Raw genomic sequence first — 18,124 nt, forward strand, 5'->3', positions numbered from 1 at the left:
GTCTTTCCCGCCTGTGCTTGCTTGAGTCTGCGGCGGTTATCGGCGCGGAGTGTGAGCCGGTTACAGGAGCGAGTCAATATGGTTGAATTTTGCAATCATTGGGGTGCTTGGCATTTGCGAGCGATGCGCAAAAAGACTGCCCACGATAGTCGCGAGCGGCCGTCAGAAATTCGTCCGCGCTGGGTTTGACAATCCAATACTGCAGGCGGGGACGCCGAGTTGCCATCGGGCGAAGATTCCTGTTAGACAAAGTCAACATTATCACAACGGTCCCACCGCTTTCCCCTTGCACCCACGCCCGCAATCCTTAGCATCCGCGCCATCGAATCCGGTGGCGTGCAGGTCGCCAGAATCCGGGCAGTCCGCTCCCCAGAAGGCGGCGGCGCCGGGCTATGAATTGAAGGAGAGAGAGCGTGGCAGGACATAATCCCGAAGGCGTGTTCGTGAAGGAGCCGGGCAAGGTCTGGATCAACGGGCAATGGCGCGCGCCCAATAGCGGGCGGTTCATCGAGCTGGTTTCGCCGAACACCGAGCAGGTCGTCGGCGCCGTGGCGGAAGCCGATGAGGCGGACATGGACGCTGCCGTTGCCGCCGCCCGCGCTGCCTTCGACCACGGTCCGTGGCCGCGCATGAGCGTTGCTGAGCGCAACGAGATCATGAAGAAGATCACCGCGCATCTGCAGAGCCGCGCGAGCGAGTTGGCCAAGGCCTGGACCGCGCAGATGGGTGGCCTCGCGAGCTTCGCGCCCGGCATGGTCGCCGGCGCAACCATGCAGTTCGACCAGACCCGCGAGGTGGGTGCCAACTTCCAGTATGTCCAGCAGCGCGAGACGCAGGCCGCAGCCGCCGCCTATCTCGTCTATGAGCCGGTCGGCGTGGTCGCATCCATCGCGCCGTGGAACGGGCCTTATGGCATCATGGCCTCCAAGGTCGCCAATGCGCTCATCACGGGCTGCACGGTCGTCATGAAGCCCTCGCCGGAGACGCCGCTGGAGGCCTATATCATTGCCGAGGCGTGCGAGGCGGCGGGCGTGCCGGCGGGCGTCGTCAATCTCGTCTGCGGTCATCGCGAGGCGAGCGATCACCTCGTCTGCAATCCCGGCGTGGACAAGGTGAGCTTCACCGGCTCCACCGTGGCCGGCAAGCGCATCGCGAGCGTGTGTGGCGAGCGGATCGCGCGCTGCACGCTGGAGCTTGGCGGTAAGTCCGCTGCCATCGTGCGCGACGATTTCTCCGCCGAGGAGACCGCCAAGCTGATGACGCAGACGATCAGCCTGCTCTCCGGGCAGGTCTGCGCGATGCTCAGCCGGCTGATCGTCCCACGCGGCCGGCAGGACGAGATTGCCGATGCCATTGCGGCGGAAATGCAGAAGGTGAAGATCGGCTATTCGGACGATCCGACGACGCAGCTCGGCCCGCTCGCGATGAAGCGCCAGCTCGAGCGCGTGGAAAGCTACATTGAGGAAGGCAAGAAGACGGCCGATCTGGTGACCGGTGGCAACCGCCCCAAGCATCTCAACCAGGGCTATTTCATCGAGCCAACGCTGTTCAAGAATGTCGATAACAAGTCGAAGATCGCCCAGGAGGAAATCTTCGGCCCGGTCCTCAGCATCATCCCGGTGGATAATGAGGAGGAGGCCATCGCCGTCGCCAATGACAGCAATTACGGCCTCTCGGGCTCAGTGCTGACCAAGGATGCGCAGGCCGCCTTCGACGTCGCCCGGCGCATCCGCACCGGCGGCATCGGCCAGAACGGGTTGAAGGTCGATTGGGGCCTGCCTTTCGGTGGCTATAAGCAGTCCGGCATCGGCCGGGAGGGCGGCGTGGACGGGCTGATGGCCTATCTGGAGATCAAGGCCATGTACATGGACGCGCCGGTCAACGCGGCGTGAGCCAAAAGGGGATGAGCCACGCGGCGCTATATGATGCGCTGGAGGCCTATCTCGCGGCGCTGGGGCGTAAAGACCCCGGCGCCGTGAACTGGGCGCCCGATCCGTTCATCACCGAGAACAATGTCCGCCTCCAACCGGACGATGGCTTGTGGGGCACCATCGAGCGGCTCGGCGACTATCGCCTGATGTTTGCCGACGAACAGACGCGACAGGTCGGCTTTTTCGGTACGGCGGTGGAGCCGCTGGATGAGAGCGCATACACCGTCCGCCTCGGGCTGGACGAGGCGGGCCGGGTAGCGGAGGCCGAGACCATCGTGGTGCGGCAGGTGGACAGCTCGCCGGTGTTCGAGAACCAGCGATTTGACGACAAGCCGATCCTCAACGCCACCGTTGAGGCGCCCGTCTCCCGCGCAGAAATGATCGCCTTGTCAGATGGTTATTTCGAGACCTTGCAATTGAATGACGGGACGATCCGCACCAAATTCCACCCTGATTGCAACCGGGTCGAGAACGGCGTGCAGACCACCAACAACCCTGAGTTCGCCAAGCTGGTGCCTGTCGCCGGCCTGCCGTGCGAGGCGCAGTTCCGCACCGGCAATTACCGCTATGACGATCGCCTGCGCGGCCGCCGCTTTCCGCTGGTGGACGAGGAGCGGGGGCTGGTGCTGGCTTATGGCTTCATCGATCATTGCGGGCGGCTGGATCATTACACGCTGACCGACGGCACGCAGGTCCGCTCGCACATCCGCCGGCCGCATAGCTATTATCTCGCCGAGTTGTTCAAGATCGATCACGGCATGATCTGCCAGATCGAAGCGAATTTCATCACTGTGCCCTATCATATGCCCAGCCCGTGGGATGCCCGCCCAGAGGTGGGCGCCCGCGCCGCCTGATCACCCGCCGCTTGATCGTCCAAGGAGCCCCCATGTCCTTCTCGACCCTCGACCAGCCCGTGCTTGAGTTCGCCTTCGAGTGCCGCCTCATGTTCACGCGGGTCTTCGGCGTTCCCAATGTCCACAATGGCGGTTTCCGCTCGGCGGTGCTCGTGGATGAAGGGCATTTCGAGGGGCCGCGGCTGCGCGGGCGGGCCGTGCCCAATTCCGGCGGCGATTACGCCCATTTCCGCGATGACGATACCGCCGTGTTCGATGCCCGCTATCTGCTCGAAACCGACGATGGCGAGATCATCTACATGCAGAACAAGGGCTATCTCTGGGGGCGCAAGCCGGACTCCATGGCCAGGCTGCGGGCCTGGGCCTTCGAGGGCGGCGAGCCGGTCGCGCATGAGGATTATTATCTGCGCGCGCAGCCGACCTTCGAGACGAGCAAGGGCAAATATGACTGGATGACCCGCCATGTCTTCGTGGGCGTGGGCGAGCGCAAGCCGGACGGCAATCTGGTGCGCTATTATGCGCTGACCTGATCCGTGCGCGGTGCGCCGGGCTGTTGCCGGGGCGATTGCGTGCGACAGATGACATATTAGCTGCTAGGGCGGCGCGATTAGCGCGAACCCTGCTCGCAAGCTGTCGCGATAACTGAGAGACCGTCGTGCTCCCGCTTGCCGTGTCGGGAGACGCTCATGGAAGATTTCAATCGCCTTTTGCACGATCAGCAGCGCGCGCTGATCGACGCCCAGTTCGCCGGCTGCAGCCAGCGCCATCATGCCGCGCGGGAAGCCGCATGCTCTGTGTCCGCCCGCATTAAGGCGCACCCCTATCCCTACCGTCTGCGCTCGGCCACGGCCATGCGCGCGGTGTTCGCGCAGCAGGGGAGCCTCGCCGCATGAGCCGCGTCGTCATCCTCGCCGCCCCGGAGGCGGATGTGCTGGCTTATTGTGCCAAGGCTGGTATCGGTCTTTCTGTGGTCGAGCCACTGCCGAGCGGCCAGACCCGCGCGGTTCTCAACAATGTCATCGATGCCGACAAGGTGCGCAAGGGCATGAAGGCGATGGTCGTCAGCGGCCCGGTCGCGCGCTCGCCGCTCTATGTGAGCCGCACGCAGTCGCCCTATCGCTAAAGCAGCTCGCCGCGCCGGTCAGCCGGGCGGCGGCGCCAGCGCGCAGGCGACGTCCACAATCAGCCCGTCGCGCAGGGTGTAGAAGATGAACTGCCGCATCTCCTGCACCTCGCCGGCCTTGATCGGGAACAACCCGCCCGCGCCATTGGCATCGAGCGTCGCCCGGTCGAGGTCGCGATAGGCCTCGATGCGCACGATGGCGTCGACGGCCGTCAGGGTGTCGCTCGACGCGAAGTTGAGCACCCGCACGCTCTCGTGAACATGGGCGTGGAGAAAGCTGTAGAAGCGCTTCATGTCCTCGCGGGATTGCAGCGCGACGCCGAAGAAGCGCATGTCCATCGGCTCTGCGTAAAAATCGCAGACCGCATCATAATCCTTGGCGTTGAACGCCGCGAGATACCGCTCGTAATCGGCGCGGTTCATGCCGGTTGCGCCGCCGTGGCGCCGCGGCCGGCCTCGACCAGCATCGCGCGATTTTCCTCGATCATCTGGCGGACGGAGCGTGCCGGGCGGCCGGTCAACGCCTGCACGTCATCGGTGCGCAATTCCAGATATCCTTCGCGGATCGCGCGGCCGAAGGTCACCATATCGTCGCTGTTCCAGGGAATGCCGCTCACATATTGGTCGTCCACCGGGCGCCGCGGAATCCCCATGCTGTCGAAGATGGCATATTGCTGCGCGTCGTCGACGGGAATGTGCTCCACCGGGCAGCCCGTGATCTGCGTGATGAGCGCGGCAACCTCGCCAAAGTTCTGCAGTTCCGGCCCGGTGATGTTGTAGATCTTGTTCTCATGGCCGGGCGTCGTCATTGCGGCCACGGCACAGTCCACGCAATCGTCGCGCCAAACCATGGCTTCGCGCCCCTCGCCGGCATTGCTGAACCATTTGCCTGTGGCGAGCACATTCGGCCCGGCCATCAGGATCATGGCGTCGGCATAATGCGCGTCGCGCAGCGCCGTCCAGGCCATGCCGGAGGCGCGCATCGCCTGTTCCGTCTCGATATGGTCGTGGCGCACTTCCGCCGGGTTGTTCGGGTCATCGATGCCGATGAAGCTGGTGTAGAGAATGTGGCGGACGCCGGCGGTCGCTGCCGCATCGATCGCCGCCTTGTGCTGGACGACGCGGGCCCCGACCCGCGTGCCGGAGATGAGCAGCATTTTTTCCGCGCCCTGCACGGCGGCGGCCAGCGTTTCGGGCTTGTCATAATCGCCATAGCGTACGTCGCAGCCCTGTGCGGTGCGGTCCGCCAGTTTGTCCGGCGAGCGGCTGATGAGGATGAGCTGGTCTGCCAGCCCTTTCCCGATCAGCCGGTCCGTGGCGGCCCGGCCATATTGGCCTGAGGCACCGGTAATGACGATCTTGCCTGACATGCGTGTAGCCTCTCCTTATCCGGTCCTGCTTGTTGCGACCGATTCAGGCCAGTCTAGCGATCCTGCGGGGCGGGGCAACGGGTCGCCGGGCCGGGATCGAGATCGAGGCAGCGGCCATCGATCCGGTCGGCCGGCACGGTGACGCCGATCTGCGCCGCGAGGGTCGGGAGGATATCCACCGTCTCCACCGCTTGCGGCTGCTCCATGTGCATCAGGCCCTTGCGCCAGAACAGCATCGGCACCCGGCGATCATAGCCCCACGGGCTGCCGTGCGTCGAAACATAGCCGGGCGCGGGCGTGGCGATGGGCATGATCCTCGGCTTGAGCAGAAGGACGAGATCGCCCGAGCGCTCCGGATCGTAGCTGGCCTTGGCGATCGTCGCGAGTGACCAGCTTTCCGGCGATCCGGTGGGGGCCGGCGCGGCCTCGATATCCTTACGGGTGAAGACGGCCTCGACTTGTCGGTGAGCGGCGTAGAAGGCCTTGGCCTCGGCAATGACGCGCGTACGCTGGGCGGCGGTCAGGGCGGCATTCACATAGATGTCGCCAAAGGGATTGGTGCCGAGCAGCAACGGACCCTGCGGCACGGTGATGCCGGTGCGCGCGCTGATCGCCGCACTCACCGCGCTCGGGTACAGGGCGGGGTCCGCGCGCTCTGCGTCGGTAACGGCCTGTTCGCGCAGCCGCTCGGGAATGTCCGGCCCGCCATGGTCGGCGGTGAGCATCACCATATAATCGAGGCCGGTCGCGTCCAGCCGATCCAGGAAGCTGGCGAGGGCATCGTCCAGCGCAAACATCTGGATGCACATTTCCGCGCCGCGATTGCCGTAGCTATGGCCGATATAGTCGGTGGCCGAGAGGCCGACGATCAGCAGGTCGGTGGTGTCGCCGCGCCCGAGCTGCTGCGCCTCCAATTGCTTGACGGCGAGCGCCAGCACGGCGGCATCGGCCTCGGGCGAGGTGCGGAAGGCGCGGGCATCGCCGCCGGCGCGGGCGAAATGTCCGTCACCGACGCTGAGCGTGTCCGTCAGGCGGACGGCGCGGTCATTGGCCTTGCAGAATGCGGGGACGTCCATCGCCGGGCGGGGCTGGTCGAAGGTCTTGCGCACGCCGGCATTCACCTGCTCGATCAAAGGGGTGAGCGGCGTCCCCCGATAGCTGGTGAAGCCATTGCCGCCCCACCACCAGATCTGATCGACCACCGGCCCGCCCATCATGATCGCCGAGCGATCCTTGCCGGAGACGGACACCACCTTGGCCGCCGGATTCTGCGCCTTCATATAGCCCCCGAGCGTTGGCACGCGGAGCATCTTAACGGACGGCGCATAATCCCGCGAGCTCGTGCCCGGTACGTCGGGGTCTTCGGCGCAGTAGACGGTCTTGTCGGCACGGGCGATCTTCTGGTCGATCCAGTCATTGCCGATGATGCCGGTGCGCGCGGGGCGGCTGCCGGTCAGGATCGTCGAATGACCGGGGCACGTCTCCGTGGCGGCGTGCCCCTGATAGCCATTGGGGAAGACAATGCCCTGCTGCAAGCGGGCCAGGCCGCCGGTGAAGGCGCTGCGATAGGCGCCGAACAGGTCCGTGGAAAACTGATCGACGGAGATGACCACCAGCAGCTTGGGCGGGCTCTGCGGCGCCTCAGCTGCGGGCGCAGCGGGCGCGGCTGGAGTCTGCGCGGGCTGGGCCAGCGCCGGGCCACTCAGGGCCAGCGTTGCGGCAAGGCACAGGCAAGCAGGGAAACGCATAGATTCTCCTTGGGGTCGGGGCGGCGCGCGCTTACAGAACGGCCAATGATCCGTTTCATGGCTTTTCCTGTGCGCCGGCTCAATGGCGTTTTGATGACGCTATGGGTTCTTCTGGCAGCATTGCTGGTTGGCCCAGCCGCTTTTGCGCAATCTGCGGCCCCAGCCGATGGCGGTGCGTTCGGGCAGCGCGGGGCACCGAATATCACCGCGAGCCTTATCGCCGAGACGGACCGCCCGGCGGCCGGGAGCACCGTCACGCTCGCTATCGTGATGAAACCCAAAGCCGGCTGGCATGGCTATTGGGGCAATCCGGGCGATGCCGGGCAGGGGATGCAGGTCGCCTGGGATTTGCCGGCGGGCAGTGGCCTCAAGATAGGCGATTTCCGCTATCCCGTGCCGGACCGGCTGCTGATCGCCGGGCTGATGAACCATGTCTACGAGCATGACTATGCGGTGCTGGTCGATCTTGTGGTGCCCGCGGGCCTGTCGGCTGGCACCGTCTTGCCGGTGCGCGGCACGGCGCGCTGGCTCGCCTGCACGGATGCGATTTGCGTGCCGGAGCAGGGCGAGATCGCGACCACGCTGACCATTGGCGATGGTGCTACGACGGCAGCCTCCCGCAAGATCTTCGATGGATTTCGCGCGGCTCTCCCCCGTCCGCTCGATCAGCCCGCCCGCTATGCGATAGCCGGCGGGACGCTGAGCATCGCGGTGCCCTATCCGCAGGCGGCGCCGTTGGGCGCGCCATGGTTCTTTGCGACCACGCCGGATGTCGTGCGCTACGCGCAACCGCAGACCGTACGTCGGGCAAGTGACTGGCTGGTGATGGAGGTGGGGCTGGCCGAGGACGCGTCCGTGCCCGGCACGGTCGAGGGCGTGCTGGCAGTTTCGCCGGGCGTCGCGCTGGCGATCAGGGCCACGCCCGGTGCTGTGCCCGAGGGTGGTGAGCGGCTGACGGTGGCGCCGGATGGCGCCACAACGGCCGAGCCAGCCGCGCAGACCGGGCTTGGCGCGGTCCTGCTGATCCTCGGCGGCGCCTTTCTGGGCGGACTGATCCTCAATGTCATGCCGTGCGTCTTCCCGATTCTCAGCCTCAAGGCGATCAGCCTGGCCAAGGCGGGCGGGGATGAGCGGCAGGCCAGGCGCGATGCGCTGGCTTACACCGCCGGCATTCTCGTCACCTGCCTCGCGCTCGGGGCGCTGATGCTGTCGATCCGGGCCGGCGGTACGCAGGTCGGCTGGGCCTTCCAGTTGCAGGACCCGCGCGTGATCGCGGTGCTGCTGATGCTGATGGTGGCGATCACGCTCAATCTTCTCGGCGGGTTCGAGATCGCATCGCTTTCGGTCGGGCAGGGGCGGGCCGGGCAAGGCGGGCAGGTGGGCGCATTCTGGACCGGCGCGCTGGCCGCCTTCGTGGCGACGCCCTGCACCGGGCCGTTCATGGGCGCGGCCATGGGCGCCGCGCTGGTGCTGCCCTGGCCGCTGGCTCTGGCGGTGTTCGCAGGCCTCGGCCTCGGGCTGGCCTCGCCGTTCATCGCCATTGCCTGGGTTCCGGCACTGCGCCGACTGATGCCGCGCCCGGGCGCGTGGATGACGCGCTTTCGGCGAATCATGGCGGTGCCGATGGGGCTGACGGCGCTGGCGCTGCTCTGGCTGCTCTCGCGGCAGCTTGGTGCCGGTGGCGTGGTGCTGGGCGTGTTGCTGGCGGGCGGCGTGATCCTGGCCCTGCTGCTGCTGGGGCGTCGCCAGCGCGCCGGCGGTGGCGTCAACTGGGCCTTGGCTGGGCTGGTCGCCATACTGTTGAGCGGCGCTGCAATCGCCGCGCCTGCGCTGGTGCGCGGGGATCGTCCCGTAGCGGGCGAAGGGCTGGTGGGCGAGCCGTTCAGCGAGGCCCGGCTGGCCGCGCTGCGGGCGCAGAACAAGCCGGTTTTCCTCTATTTCACAGCCGACTGGTGCCTGACCTGCAAGGTCAATGAGGCCAATGCCATCGATACGCAGGCGGTGCGCGAGGCCTTCGAGGCGGGCGGGGTTGCGCCTATGGTCGGCGATTGGACCAATGCTGATCCCGCGATCAGCCGCTTCCTCGAAGCGCATGGCCGCTCGGGCGTACCTCTGTACCTCTTCTATGCACCCGGCGCTGCGACGCCGCAGGTTCTCCCGCAAGTGCTGACATCCGGCACGCTCACCGCTTTGGCGAAACGTTGAGCATGGCCAAGAAGCGCCTCGATCAATTGCTCGTCGAGCGCGGCCTTGCCGAGAGCCGCACCCGCGCGCAGGCGCTCATCATGAGCGGCAATGTGCTGGTCGGCGACAAGCCTGTGGACAAGGCGGGGCAGGCGGTGCCGGAGGAGGCGGAGATCGTCCTCAAGGGGCGCGATCATCCCTGGGTCTCGCGTGGCGGCCTCAAGCTGGCGCACGCGCTGGACGCATTCAACATCGATGTGACCGGACTGGTGGCGATGGACGTAGGCAGTTCCACTGGCGGCTTTACGGACGTGCTGCTGACCAACGGCGCAACGCGGGTCTATGCGATCGACAGTGGCACCAACCAGCTTGCGTGGAAGCTGCGGCAAGACCCCCGCGTCATCGTTCACGAGCAGACCAGCGCGCGCATTCTGACGGCCACGCATGTGCCTGAGCCGGTCGACATCATCGTCTGCGATGCCAGCTTCATCAGCCTCGCCAAGGTGCTGGAGCGCCCGTTGACGTTCGCGGCACCCGCCGCCCGGCTCGTCGCGCTCATCAAGCCGCAGTTCGACGCGGGGCGCGAAGAGGTCGGCAAGGGCGGCGTGGTGCGCGATCCGGAGGTCCACGCCCGCGTCTGCGCGGAGGCGGAGGCCTGGCTGGCGGCACAACCGGGATGGCAGGTCACTGGCCTCACCACCAGCCCGATCACTGGGCCGGAAGGCAATGTGGAGTTCCTGATTGCCGGCGCACGCGTGCCGGGATGAAGCAGGCGCGATCCTCTCCCGTGCAATCGGCATGCGGGAAGGGCTGGCGCGGCGCAACGCCATCGTTAAAGTCATGTCAACGCTGTGGGGATTCGGCATGAAGTGGGAGCGCGCGTGAACCAGATTGCATCGCGAAGTCAGTTGCGGATGTCTTTCCTCCGCTGGGCGCTTGTCACCATCCCTGCCATCGAGTTTCTCGGCTTTGTGTCGGGCTATCTGTCCAACAGCGGTTATGACAATCGCTGGTTCGATGCGCTGAGCAAGCCGGCATTGGTACCGCCCGGTTGGGTGTTCGGCACGGTGTGGCCAACCCTCTATCTGCTCATGGCCCTGGCGCTTGCGATGATCCTGCACGCGCGCGGCGCGAGGGGGCGGGGGCTCGCCATCACGCTCTTCATCGTCCAGCTCTGCATCAACCTCGTCTGGTCACCCTTGTTCTTCGGCGCACATCAGGCGACGTTGGCCTTCTATCTGATCCTCGTCATTCTCGCGCTGGCGACGATCACCACCATCCTCGTCGGGCGGATTCGGTCTGTCGCGGCGTGGCTGATGGTGCCCTATCTTTGCTGGTTGGGCTTTGCGAGCGGGCTCGCCTTCGATATCGACCGGATGAACCCGGATGCCGAAACCCTTGTTCCGGCCGCCGTGCGTACCCAAATCTAGGCGATGGCCGCCATCAGCGGCGGCGAAGGATCAGACCCATGCAAAGTGAAAACCGCTTTTTCGACGACCTGTCCAAGATCATCAACGGCGCCGCCGGCACCGTGGCCGGGGTGGGGCGCGAGTTTGAAAGCAATGCCCGGGAGCGCGCGCGCGAGTGGATCGGCGGGCTCGATTTCGTAAGCCGCGAGGAGTTCGAGGCGGTCAAGGCCATGGCGGCGCAGGCGCGCGAGCAGGTCGAAGCGCTCGAGGCGCGGCTGGCTGCGCTGGAGGGCGGTGCGCCGAAGGCCGGCAAGCCGTCGGACAAGGCCGCAAGCTGAGTTTTCGACCAGCTATCCCGCATTTATCCACAACTTATTCACAGCAACATATCGCATTCCGGACAGGTTGGGCGCGGCTTCGCTGCCGCCTGCCTTTCCGCTTGCGCCGTGTCGTGCTACGAAGGGCTGTCCAGCAGGGGCAGGACGGCGCTGGCCGTTACAGGAAGTGGACTGACGGTTTTTGAGTATGATCGACCGGGATGAATTTACAGGCGGCGAGCAGGAAGCCGAGCCGATCGACATGCTGGCGGCCTATTTCGAGGCGCATGACTGGCCCTTCGAGCATGTCGGCGAGGACGAGCTGGTCGCGCGGCATCGCGGCAGCTGGACCGAATACGAAGTCCGGGCGATCTGGCGTGACGATGACATGGTGCTGCAGCTTCTCGTGCTGCCGGACATTCGCGTCGCCGATGACAAGCGCCTTGCGATCTGCGAAACCATCGCGCTCATCAACGAGCAGCTTTGGCTCGGCCACTTCGAGCTGTGGTCGGCGAGTAGCACGCTGCTGTTCCGTCATGGCGCCTTGCTCGGCCCCAGCGGATCGCTGACGCTCGATCAGGCGCAGTTGCTGGTGGAAAGCGCAATCGACGAATGCGAGCGCTTCTACCCCGTCTTCCAGTTCGTCCTGTGGGGTGGCAAGAATCCCGCTGAAGCCATGGCCGCCAGCCTGATTGAGACGCATGGCGAAGCCTGAGGCTGGCCCGATGTGGCCTTCGCATCTTCTTCTGCTGGGTTGCGGCAACATGGCCGGAGCCATGCTGCTGCGCTGGCTCGACGAGGGCCTGCCCGCCGAGCGGGTGACGGTGGTGCGCCCCAGCGGCAAGGCGGTCGCGCCGGGCGTGCGAGTGCTGACAGCGCTCGAAGGGCCAGTAGAGGGTGACACGCTGGTGATGCTCGGCTGCAAGCCGCAGCAACTGGCGGACGTCGCCGGGGCAACGGCACCGCTTCTTGGGCCTGAGACGACACTGCTTTCGATCCTCGCGGGCGTACCGATCGCCCGCATTCGGGATGCTTTCCCGGCCGTCCAGTCGATTGTCCGGTGCATGCCCAATCTGCCCGTCCGGGTCGGCAAGGGTGTCAGCATTCTCAAGGTGGAAGATGCGGCTGACGGACGAGCGCGCGATCTGATCGATGCCATGTGCAGTCGCCTCGGTCTGGTCGAATGGCTGGACGATGAGCAACTTTTCGATGCCGCGACAGCGCTCGCAGGCTGCGGCCCGGCCTTCGTCTATCGCTTCATCGATGCGTTGGCCACGGCTGGCGCCGAACTCGGCCTCGCGCCCGATGCGGCCGCGCGCATGGCGCTCAAGACCGTGGAAGGCGCCGCGTTGAGCGCAGCGGCGGCGGATCGCCCGCCTGCCGATCTGGCGGATGCAGTCGCCAGCAAGGGCGGCATGACCCGCGAAGGGCTGGACGTGCTGGATCGGTCCGACGGCCTCGCCCCGCTCGTCATGGAGACGCTGAAGGCTGCGCGGGACCGGGGTGCAGTTCTCGCTGCCTTGTCTACCAAGGCCAGCTGAACCGTCAGCGCGCGATTTGCAGGGCGGCGACCAGTCGCTGGGTTTCCGGATCCAGCAGGCTCTCCAGCACCCGCCAGAAGCCGGTGACGGACGATTGCCCCGCTGCCGAATAGGCCGCCGCGAACCGCTCACGCACGGCATCGAACAACGCCTGCTCGATGGCCTGCCCGGCAGGCGTCAGCCTCAGCAGCTTCTGCCGGCGGTCGCGGTCGCCCTTGTGGACCGCGAGCAACTCGCGCTCGATCAGCTCATCGAGCACGCGCCCCAGCGACTGCTTGGTCACGCCAAGCAGCGCGATGAGCGCCGACACGCTGAGATTGGGCCGCCGCGCGATGAAGTAGAGCGCCCGTTGATGCGCGCGGCCGAGCCGATGCTCATCCAGAATTGGGTCCATGGCCCGTGCGAACGCCATATGACCAAATTGCAGCAGTTCGATCCCGCGACGAATCTCCTCCTCGCGCAGGAACAGGGGGGAAGCTGCGGGACTGGATGGGGCGTTGCTCATGCGCCGTTTTATAAGGCGTGTGCACAGGCGATGGAACTTCGTTCCGCACCCCGCTCGCGGCTTTCGCAAGCAGGGCGCGCAAGGGAGGATGCTCACCGAAAGAGATCGCCAAACCACCGTTTCTCCGGCTTGGCATTTGCGCCCGGCCCTGTATATGGGCCGCTCGCAGCGCGCGATGCTGGGGCGTAGCCAAGCGGTAAGGCAGCGGTTTTTGGTACCGCCATGCGGAGGTTCGAATCCTCCCGCCCCAGCCATATTTTCCAGATCAGTTCATATGTGAAGCGCCAATGCGGCAGGCGAACGCAGCGCCAGCGTCATTGCGCGGCGCAAGCGCTCCGTCGGACGCTCAGCCCTGCAGTGCGGCCATGGCGAGCGCGATCGCGCCGATTGGGCCGGCTTCGTCGCCGAGGCCTGCGAGGCACAGACGTTGCTCGACCGTCTCCTGCGTGAGGAAGGGCAGATAGCCGCCCAGATCCCGCAGCAACGTGGCGCGCATGGTGGGCAGGAGCGCAGCGCGGCTGGTGGCCACAGTGCCACCCAACAGGATACGCTCTGCCGCTGTGGTGAGGAACAGCGTGGCGGCGAGTTGCGCCAGGTCGGACGCCACGAAATCCCAGCGCGGATCGTCATCGGCGACGTGCTCGGGGCTGGTGCCGAAGCGGGCGGCGAGGGCGGGGCCGCTCACCAGTCCTTCGATGCAGTCGCCATGGAACGGGCAGGCCCCGGCAAAGCTGTCGCTTGCCGCGCGCCGCACATGGATGTGGCCGATTTCCGGGTGCATGGCGCCGTGCACCGGCTTGCCGTCAACGAGCAGGCCGCCGCCGAGCCCGGTGCCGATGGTGATATACCAGAAGCAATCGAGATCGCGACCGGCACCCCAGCGATGCTCGGCCAGGGCCGCGCCGTTGACATCCGTGTCGATGGCCATCGGGCAATCGAGGCCGCGCGTCAGCCCGCCGGCAATGTCGGCGCCCGCCCAGCCGGGCTTGGGGGTGGGCAGCATATGGCCGAAATTATCGGATTTGCGGGACAGAGCGATGGGGCCGAAAGATGCGATGCCGATCGCGGCAATGGGCGCATCCGCGTGCCAGGCGCGCAATTGTGCGTTGGCGGCGGCCAGCGTCTCGTCAGGCTGCGTCGTCGGAATGCGAACCCGCTCGACGATGCGATCACCTTGAGCGAGCAGGACGAAGGTCTTCGTCCCACCCAGCTCGACCCCGGCAAGGCGCGTGCTGGACATGGCTCAGTCGATAATCCGCGTCGTCTCGCCATCCAAGGCGAGACGAAGGAACGGCGCGAAGGTGCCGGCAAAGCGCTTAGCACCCTCGGCAGCCTCGCCACGGCCCCAATCGTCCGCGAAGGCGGTGACGGAGAGATCGGGCAGCACCAGCCAGCTATAAGCCTGACGCGGCGCTTCCGGCGGGTTGGCGATGACGAGGCCGGAACCGTTCAAGGGTTTCCACCCGTGCGTGATCTGCCCGGACACCATGCCGTACAGGCCGGTCGGCGCGCGGGGGGCTTCCGGGTTGAACACATGGGTCTGTGTGGACCAGAACAGGTAATAGAGTCCATTGGCCAGCACGATGTGCGGGCGCTCCAGCTCATTGTTGAGGCCATCGGCGCTGATGATCGGCGCGGTCACCTCCCACTGGCCGAGGGCGTCGGGCTTGGCCCGCGCCGCGCCGATAACGCCATTATAGGCAGATTGCGAGGTGGCCAGCGAGCCGGTGAACAGCAGCCAATGCTCGCCGCTCGCCGGATCGAGCAGATAGCCGGGATCGCGAAAGGCCTTGATGGTGCCGAGGCCGCCACCGGCCGACAGCGGATCGGCATAAAAGCGCGGGTCGCGCGGGAAGGATTCGAGCAGATTGCGGCAATTCTCGACGGACCAGCCGCCATCCTGGCTAACCAGATCGGCCTCGACCTCGAACAGGCGTTGCTCGAAGCTGAGTTCGCTCTCGCCGCGAAAGCCGGCGGCAGTGAAATAGAGCGTCAACCGGCGGCCGTCACTCTCCACATAGGCCGAGCCGGACCATTCCCGGCTGCCGGGCGAGAAGCCGTCCGGCATCACCGGGCCATAATGCCGCCAATCCTCACCCCTTCGCTCGAACAAATGGATGCGGGCGTGGCCGTGACGCTCATCAGGGTCGGCAAACCAGGGCGAGGCGAGCGCCATCCACAGATCGGCGGGGGCCGGCGAACCGTCGCGCTGCAAGATGGGCCAGGCGTCCCACACGCACACATCCTCACTGATCCGTTCCACATCAGCCTCGCCGATGAGCGGCGCGACGCAGGATGGGATCAGTTTGAGGTGATTAAGCTGTTCGACCGTCCAGCGGGTCGTGCTGATATCGTTCATGGAGAGCCAGTTAGGTCAGAGAAAGAAGAGGGCGCGAGTGCGCAGGAGGCCGGGGCAGGCGATGTCCGGAAAGGAGGCGTTCGCAACTGTGTTGCAAGGCCATGGGCTCCTCGCGCCATGCTGCAAATATGCGCGCGATTGCGCCTGAATTTCGATCATTGTCCCCGTTCCTCAAGTCCTCGCAACCAATACGCCATTGGCAATCGATTACAACCATTTTGGAACAGGGCTGTAGCAGCGGAAAATCGGTCCGTCAGGTGGAGCCGCGCACCACCAGAGCGGGGTTGAGAATGATCGAACCGGTCTGCCGGCCCTCGATCCGCTTGAGCAGGCAATCGACCATCTGCGTGGCGCCGCTGGCAATATCCTGATGGATCGTGGTCAGCGGCGGCACGATGCTTTGCGCAATCGGGAGGTCATCGAAGCCGACGATTCGCACATCGTCGGGGATCGACATGCCCCGGCTGATGACGGTCTGAACGGCGGCGAGGGCAATCATGTCCGAGGCCGCAAAAATGCCGTCGGGCAATTGATCCACCTGATCGAGATAGGCGTTGATGTCCGGCGCGCTGAGTTCCGGCGCGAGGTGGGTCGGCACTTCGGTCAGCATCACGTCCGCCGCGTGATCTTGCTGCACCGCGCGTGCGCCCTGCAGGCGCTGGGCGATCTCGATGGCGCGGGGATTGCCGAGGAACGCCACGCGCTTGCAACCGCGCTCGATCAGGTGGCGCATTGCCATCTGGCCGCCGAGGAAATTGTCGGTGCCGACCGAGCAATGGCTCTGCCCTTGGGTGAAGGCGCCCCAGGCCACCATCGGCAGATAATGGCCGGCGGCGGAGTTGAGCACCGCGGACTGGTCAGACTGGCCGATGATGATGAGGCCATCCACCCGCGCGGTCTTGATGATGCCCTCCAGCCAGTCGTCCCGGTCCGGAATGACCCGCGAGAGCATGAGGTCAAAGCCGCGCTCGGTGAGTTCATCGGCCAGGAAGCCGATGATCGTCATGAAGAAGGGGTCGGAGATATGCTGGGCGCGCTCATGGCCAAGCGGGATGACCACGCCGATCGCCCCGGTCTTGCGCGTGCGCAGGTTGCGGGCCAGCGGGCTCGGCTGAAAACCATGTTGTTGCGCCAGCTTGCGGATGCGCTCAGCAGTCTCGGAATTGACCACGGCCTTGCCGGCCAGCGCGCGGGAGACGGTCGCGGCGGAGACACCGGCGAGCTCTGCCAAATCGTAAATTGTCCGAACCTGCTTGGGTTTCAACGCTCCTGTGTCCTCTCGCATCCAAAGGCCAAACAAATGGCATCTCTAGGGCGCAGGCGGGTTTTGCCAAAGCATTTTTCCGGCGCGGGCCGCAGCGTCCGCGCCTGGAGCGCCCGTCAGGCGGTCGGGCCGGTGTCGCCGATGATGACTTCCTTGCGGTAATCGGCGCTGTTGCGCTCTGCCAAGCGGCTCGCGAACGGCTGCTTGCGCCAGTTCCAGATGCACTGGATGGCAAGGCCGGTCGCCATCAGCGCGCCAAGCGCGATGCTGTAGCGCGCGTCACCCAGCCCGTCGCCGATCAGCGCCATCGCGAGCGGGGCGATAACGGCGCTGAGGCAGGTGAAGAACAGCAGCAGCCCTGCAACCGAGCCGTGCCGCGCTTTCTCGAAGCAGCTGATGCCCGTCGAGTTGATCGTGGGATAGAGCACGGACATGAACAGGCCGGTGGCGGGCAGGGCGTAGATGGCGACGTCCCTATCCCCCAGCACGGCGATCCAGAACAGGATCGTCATTGCGACGGTGCACACGGCGAGCACGGCGGTCCAATCGTAACGGGCGAGCAGCCACACGCCGAGGAAGCGACCGGCAGCGCGAAGCACGAAGAAGATCGAGACGGCATAGACCGCGAGCCACGCGTTCGAGCCCTCGTAACTGGCGAGGAATGTCGGCGTCCACACGTAGATCGCGGCTTCCGCGCCGACATACAGCATCAGAGCGGTGGCGAAGAACATGGCGGTGGGATCGGTCATCATCCGGGCAGCGTCGCGCGGATCGGCAGGTTTTTCATCGGCCCGCACCGGGGTCGGGAAGCGCGCGCCGAATGCGCCCAGCACGAGCAGGGCGCAGATGCCGGCGGCGAGGAAGTAGACCCACTTCCAGCTCAGCCCTTCCTGCAGCGACCAAGCGACGACGGCCGGGCCGATAATCGCGCCGGCGCCGAAGAAGCCTTCGACCAGATTCATGATCGTCGAATGCTCGCGCGTCGAGCGGGAGATGTCCCCGATCAGCGCGAGCGCGCCGGCCTTGAAGATGCCGATGCCGATGCCCGAGATGAACAGCAAGGCGACAAAGAACAGGAAATCATGCCCGGCTGCGAAGGCGACAGAACTGAGGCCAAAGAGGGTGAGGCCGATGAGGATCGTCGCCTTGCGTCCGATGCGGTCTGCCAGAAAGCCGAGCGAAATGGCCGAAATGGCGATGCCGGACATCGTCGCATATTGGAACGATCCCGCCGCCGTCATGCCCAGATTGAACTCGCGGATGATCTGCGGAATCACTGTACCGACCGAATCGGTGGTCATCGCGAACATCGCGAACATCAGGAAGACCAGCCATTTCAGCAGGGCCGATGCGTTGCTCGGCTGGATGTGGGGGCGTTCCGTCACTTCGCGATCCTCTCGGCCTTATTGTTCCATCGCAGCGTCGGTCGAACCAGGCTGCCTGCAGATTATCATTCCGCAGCAAGGCGCGGCGGATGAGGGCATGGCTGTAATCGATTGCTTTCGCAATGTCGATTGGC

Annotated in this window: 19 protein-coding genes and 1 tRNA gene; 12 read left to right on the forward strand and 8 right to left on the reverse strand. The window is 65.6% G+C overall.

The window, feature by feature from the left end:
* Positions 1 to 413 precede the first annotated feature (413 nt).
* The 5 genes from M2332_RS00090 (at position 414) to M2332_RS00110 (ending at position 3,908) form a co-directional block, all read left to right on the forward strand.
* On the forward strand, positions 414 to 1,892 hold the full coding sequence (locus M2332_RS00090; RefSeq protein ID WP_264572473.1) for an aldehyde dehydrogenase: 1,479 nt from the start codon (positions 414 to 416) through the stop codon (positions 1,890 to 1,892).
* Between the two features lie 11 nt (positions 1,893 to 1,903).
* The gene (locus tag M2332_RS00095; RefSeq protein WP_264572474.1) at positions 1,904 to 2,785 is read left to right on the forward strand and encodes a hypothetical protein; all 882 of its coding nucleotides are present in this window, start codon (positions 1,904 to 1,906) and stop codon (positions 2,783 to 2,785) included.
* 32 nt (positions 2,786 to 2,817) lie between these two features.
* Positions 2,818 to 3,315 (forward strand): DUF3237 domain-containing protein, encoded by a 498-nt coding sequence (locus M2332_RS00100; protein ID WP_181559250.1) that lies wholly within the window; start codon positions 2,818 to 2,820, stop codon positions 3,313 to 3,315.
* 156 nt (positions 3,316 to 3,471) lie between these two features.
* A complete protein-coding gene (locus tag M2332_RS00105) occupies positions 3,472 to 3,678 on the forward strand; it encodes a hypothetical protein (protein ID WP_264572475.1) in 207 nt (68 codons plus the stop codon).
* Positions 3,675 to 3,908, forward strand: a complete 234-nt coding sequence (locus tag M2332_RS00110; RefSeq protein ID WP_181559252.1) for a hypothetical protein — start codon at positions 3,675 to 3,677, stop codon at positions 3,906 to 3,908. Before M2332_RS00105 ends, M2332_RS00110 begins: the two co-directional genes overlap by 4 nt.
* Positions 3,909 to 3,926: 18 nt before the next feature.
* Here M2332_RS00110 and M2332_RS00115 read toward each other — a convergent pair whose 3' ends face one another.
* Genes M2332_RS00115 through M2332_RS00125 form a run of 3 tightly spaced genes read right to left on the reverse strand, consistent with a single transcriptional unit; the run spans position 3,927 to position 7,026 of the window.
* Positions 3,927 to 4,331, reverse strand: a complete 405-nt coding sequence (locus M2332_RS00115; RefSeq protein WP_264572476.1) for a nuclear transport factor 2 family protein — start codon at positions 4,329 to 4,331, stop codon at positions 3,927 to 3,929.
* Complete coding sequence (locus tag M2332_RS00120) at positions 4,328 to 5,278, reverse strand: SDR family oxidoreductase (RefSeq protein ID WP_264572477.1); 951 nt, start codon at positions 5,276 to 5,278, stop codon at positions 4,328 to 4,330. Before M2332_RS00120 ends, M2332_RS00115 begins: the two co-directional genes overlap by 4 nt.
* Before the next feature lie 53 nt (positions 5,279 to 5,331).
* The gene (locus tag M2332_RS00125) at positions 5,332 to 7,026 is read right to left on the reverse strand and encodes an alkaline phosphatase family protein (protein WP_264572478.1); all 1,695 of its coding nucleotides are present in this window, start codon (positions 7,024 to 7,026) and stop codon (positions 5,332 to 5,334) included.
* 57 nt (positions 7,027 to 7,083) lie between these two features.
* On the opposite strand from M2332_RS00125, the gene M2332_RS00130 reads away from it, so the two are divergent.
* The 6 genes from M2332_RS00130 to M2332_RS00155 all read left to right on the forward strand — a co-directional run bounded on the left by M2332_RS00130 (position 7,084) and on the right by M2332_RS00155 (position 12,477).
* Positions 7,084 to 9,231, forward strand: coding sequence for a protein-disulfide reductase DsbD family protein (locus M2332_RS00130; RefSeq protein ID WP_264572479.1), 2,148 nt, complete (start codon positions 7,084 to 7,086; stop codon positions 9,229 to 9,231).
* A gap of 2 nt (positions 9,232 to 9,233) precedes the next feature.
* Positions 9,234 to 9,977 (forward strand): TlyA family RNA methyltransferase, encoded by a 744-nt coding sequence (locus tag M2332_RS00135; RefSeq protein WP_264572480.1) that lies wholly within the window; start codon positions 9,234 to 9,236, stop codon positions 9,975 to 9,977.
* Positions 9,978 to 10,091: 114 nt separating this feature from the next.
* Positions 10,092 to 10,640 carry a TspO/MBR family protein gene (locus tag M2332_RS00140; protein WP_264572481.1) on the forward strand — a complete coding sequence of 183 codons (549 nt, stop codon included), beginning with the start codon at positions 10,092 to 10,094 and terminating at the stop codon, positions 10,638 to 10,640.
* Between the two features lie 38 nt (positions 10,641 to 10,678).
* A complete protein-coding gene (locus tag M2332_RS00145; RefSeq protein ID WP_264572482.1) occupies positions 10,679 to 10,957 on the forward strand; it encodes an accessory factor UbiK family protein in 279 nt (92 codons plus the stop codon).
* A 187-nt stretch (positions 10,958 to 11,144) separates the two neighbouring features.
* Positions 11,145 to 11,651 (forward strand): YbjN domain-containing protein, encoded by a 507-nt coding sequence (locus tag M2332_RS00150; protein ID WP_181559260.1) that lies wholly within the window; start codon positions 11,145 to 11,147, stop codon positions 11,649 to 11,651.
* The gene (locus tag M2332_RS00155) at positions 11,638 to 12,477 is read left to right on the forward strand and encodes a pyrroline-5-carboxylate reductase family protein (protein ID WP_264572483.1); all 840 of its coding nucleotides are present in this window, start codon (positions 11,638 to 11,640) and stop codon (positions 12,475 to 12,477) included. The genes M2332_RS00150 and M2332_RS00155 overlap by 14 nt, the downstream gene beginning before the upstream one ends.
* 4 nt (positions 12,478 to 12,481) lie before the next feature.
* Here the strand turns inward: M2332_RS00155 and M2332_RS00160 are convergent, their stop codons facing one another.
* Positions 12,482 to 12,982: a MarR family winged helix-turn-helix transcriptional regulator gene (locus tag M2332_RS00160; RefSeq protein ID WP_264572484.1), complete on the reverse strand. Its 501-nt coding sequence runs from the start codon at positions 12,980 to 12,982 to the stop codon at positions 12,482 to 12,484.
* Positions 12,983 to 13,161: 179 nt separating this feature from the next.
* On the opposite strand from M2332_RS00160, the gene M2332_RS00165 reads away from it, so the two are divergent.
* Positions 13,162 to 13,236: transfer RNA gene (locus tag M2332_RS00165), tRNA-Gln, on the forward strand.
* A gap of 92 nt (positions 13,237 to 13,328) precedes the next feature.
* Here M2332_RS00165 and M2332_RS00170 read toward each other — a convergent pair.
* From M2332_RS00170 to M2332_RS00185, 4 genes are all read right to left on the reverse strand, one after another.
* Positions 13,329 to 14,222, reverse strand: a complete 894-nt coding sequence (locus M2332_RS00170; protein WP_264572485.1) for an ROK family protein — start codon at positions 14,220 to 14,222, stop codon at positions 13,329 to 13,331.
* A gap of 3 nt (positions 14,223 to 14,225) precedes the next feature.
* Positions 14,226 to 15,341 carry a glycoside hydrolase family 68 protein gene (locus tag M2332_RS00175; RefSeq protein WP_264572486.1) on the reverse strand — a complete coding sequence of 372 codons (1,116 nt, stop codon included), beginning with the start codon at positions 15,339 to 15,341 and terminating at the stop codon, positions 14,226 to 14,228.
* Between the two features lie 253 nt (positions 15,342 to 15,594).
* Positions 15,595 to 16,572: a LacI family DNA-binding transcriptional regulator gene (locus tag M2332_RS00180; RefSeq protein ID WP_264572487.1), complete on the reverse strand. Its 978-nt coding sequence runs from the start codon at positions 16,570 to 16,572 to the stop codon at positions 15,595 to 15,597.
* A gap of 149 nt (positions 16,573 to 16,721) precedes the next feature.
* The gene (locus M2332_RS00185; RefSeq protein ID WP_264572488.1) at positions 16,722 to 17,990 is read right to left on the reverse strand and encodes an MFS transporter; all 1,269 of its coding nucleotides are present in this window, start codon (positions 17,988 to 17,990) and stop codon (positions 16,722 to 16,724) included.
* Between the last annotated feature and the right edge of the window lie 134 nt (positions 17,991 to 18,124).

The sequence above is a fragment of the Sphingobium sp. B11D3A genome (assembly GCF_025961695.1).
In the GTDB taxonomy this organism is placed as follows: domain Bacteria; phylum Pseudomonadota; class Alphaproteobacteria; order Sphingomonadales; family Sphingomonadaceae; genus Sphingobium.

Excerpts from the sequence above, each read along its gene's own strand:
- M2332_RS00110 (WP_181559252.1), top strand. The coding sequence starts at position 3,675 with ATGAGCCGCGTCGTCATCCTCGCCGCCCCGGAGGCGGATGTGCTGGCT.
- M2332_RS00150 (WP_181559260.1), top strand. The coding sequence starts at position 11,145 with ATGATCGACCGGGATGAATTTACAGGCGGCGAGCAGGAAGCCGAGCCG.
- M2332_RS00135 (WP_264572480.1), top strand. The coding sequence starts at position 9,234 with ATGGCCAAGAAGCGCCTCGATCAATTGCTCGTCGAGCGCGGCCTTGCC.
- M2332_RS00170 (WP_264572485.1), bottom strand. The coding sequence starts at position 14,222 with ATGTCCAGCACGCGCCTTGCCGGGGTCGAGCTGGGTGGGACGAAGACC.
- M2332_RS00095 (WP_264572474.1), top strand. The coding sequence starts at position 1,904 with ATGAGCCACGCGGCGCTATATGATGCGCTGGAGGCCTATCTCGCGGCG.
- M2332_RS00175 (WP_264572486.1), bottom strand. The coding sequence starts at position 15,341 with ATGAACGATATCAGCACGACCCGCTGGACGGTCGAACAGCTTAATCAC.
- M2332_RS00100 (WP_181559250.1), top strand. The coding sequence starts at position 2,818 with ATGTCCTTCTCGACCCTCGACCAGCCCGTGCTTGAGTTCGCCTTCGAG.
- M2332_RS00115 (WP_264572476.1), bottom strand. The coding sequence starts at position 4,331 with ATGAACCGCGCCGATTACGAGCGGTATCTCGCGGCGTTCAACGCCAAG.
- M2332_RS00125 (WP_264572478.1), bottom strand. The coding sequence starts at position 7,026 with ATGCGTTTCCCTGCTTGCCTGTGCCTTGCCGCAACGCTGGCCCTGAGT.
- M2332_RS00130 (WP_264572479.1), top strand. The coding sequence starts at position 7,084 with ATGGCTTTTCCTGTGCGCCGGCTCAATGGCGTTTTGATGACGCTATGG.
- M2332_RS00145 (WP_264572482.1), top strand. The coding sequence starts at position 10,679 with ATGCAAAGTGAAAACCGCTTTTTCGACGACCTGTCCAAGATCATCAAC.
- M2332_RS00120 (WP_264572477.1), bottom strand. The coding sequence starts at position 5,278 with ATGTCAGGCAAGATCGTCATTACCGGTGCCTCAGGCCAATATGGCCGG.
- M2332_RS00105 (WP_264572475.1), top strand. The coding sequence starts at position 3,472 with ATGGAAGATTTCAATCGCCTTTTGCACGATCAGCAGCGCGCGCTGATC.
- M2332_RS00160 (WP_264572484.1), bottom strand. The coding sequence starts at position 12,982 with ATGAGCAACGCCCCATCCAGTCCCGCAGCTTCCCCCCTGTTCCTGCGC.
- M2332_RS00155 (WP_264572483.1), top strand. The coding sequence starts at position 11,638 with ATGGCGAAGCCTGAGGCTGGCCCGATGTGGCCTTCGCATCTTCTTCTG.